Source organism: Parvibaculum sp. (assembly GCF_049672805.1).
Taxonomy (GTDB): domain Bacteria; phylum Pseudomonadota; class Alphaproteobacteria; order Parvibaculales; family Parvibaculaceae; genus Parvibaculum.
On the sequence record NZ_JBATWS010000377.1, the window covers coordinates 1 to 1,506 of the forward strand.

The 1,506-nt window shown below is 59.2% G+C and carries 1 protein-coding gene; it reads left to right on the forward strand.

The window, feature by feature from the left end:
- Window positions 1-527 precede the first annotated feature (527 nt).
- The coding region (locus WBF74_RS11705) for a hydantoinase/oxoprolinase N-terminal domain-containing protein (RefSeq protein ID WP_424439929.1) at window positions 528-1,506 on the forward strand (979 nt) is incomplete at its 3' end.

A 1,506-nucleotide genomic window follows, 5' to 3' on the forward strand; every position in this document is an offset into this window, starting at 1 on the left:
GCCGTACATCACGGAATCTTTTTCGGATGGCGGCAATTCATGGTTTCTGGACACAGTTCACCTCCTGATTGATGGGTTTGTTTGGAAATTTTCCGGAAATGTGTGCGGAGGGTCTTTAAAGCCAGCCGCACAATCGGCCGCGCGCCGCATTGCGCATTGGCCTCGATGCTTTTGTGAGAATCGACGATTGACAGAATGATATATATGAGCAAGAGTAAATTTGTCGCACTGGTGCGGCTTTATATGAGCAACGCAGCTCTCGTAAGGATAAGTCCTGCGGGAGCTTTTGTTTGTTTAGGACTACTTGGTGGCCGAGTTTCTCGGTTACTTGGCGTGAGCTTTTGCCGCTAGCAACGAAGCTATCCGAAACATCAACATACTGAACGGCGTCGGGAGATGCCGACGTTGGGGCCGCGCCCGCATCCAGGGCTGCGGATCTTTCAAGCACTACAACCTGCGCCACGCCGTGGTGCGGGCCCGGGGCAGATTTGCCTGTTTTCGCTGGTCGAATGGAGGAGAGAGTACCAATGACTGCGCAAGTGAACGAAGGACCTGCAGTGCGCGTTGCCTGCGATGTCGGGGGCACATTCACCGATGTGTGCATCCTGAACGAGGCGTCTGGCAAGATACATGTCGCCAAGACGCCGACCACGCCCGATCCGATCGACGGCGTGCTGAGGGGGATCGATGCGGGCGGCGTGGCGCTGAAGGACATCATCTTGTTTTCGCACGGCACGACGCTGGCGACGAACGCACTGATCACAAGGCGCTTTCCCAAGGCGCTGATGATCACTACCAAGGGCTTCCGCGACGTGATCGAGATCAGGCGTGGTACGCGCGACGATCTCTGGGACACCTACAAGGAGATGGCGCCGCCCTATCTGCCGAGGCGCGACCGGCTGGTGGTGACGGAACGCATCGACTATTCCGGCAAAATCATCGAGGAGGTTGACGAGGCCGAGGCACGCGAGCTTGCCCGCGTGATCAAGAAGCGCAAGGTGGATAATGTCGCCATCTGCTTCGTGAACTCGTTCATGAACCCGGCCAACGAGCAGCGGATGCGCGACATCCTGCTGAAGGAGCTTCCGGGGCTGACGATCTCGTTGTCGAGCGACATCATGCCCGAGATCTTCGAGCACGAGCGCTTCAACACCACGGTTGCCAACACCGTACTCGGCCCGGTCGCGGGACTTTACGGCGCCGAGCTGGAGGGCCGCATGCAGAAGGGCGGCTATAATGGCGAGGTGCTGTTGCTGCATTCGGGTGGCGGCGTCATGACCGCCAAGGGCGCCACGAAGTTCGCCGCGCGCCTTGCCGCATCCGGTATCGCCGCAGGCGCCATAGCCAGCCGCTTCATCTCCGAACTGGCGGGCTACAAGAACTCCATCAGCCTCGACATGGGCGGCACCAGCACCGACATCAGCCTGTGCTCGGACGGCCACCTCCATGTCACCAACGACTGGCATGTGGAATACGGCTATCCGATCCGCTTCCCCAGCATCGAGG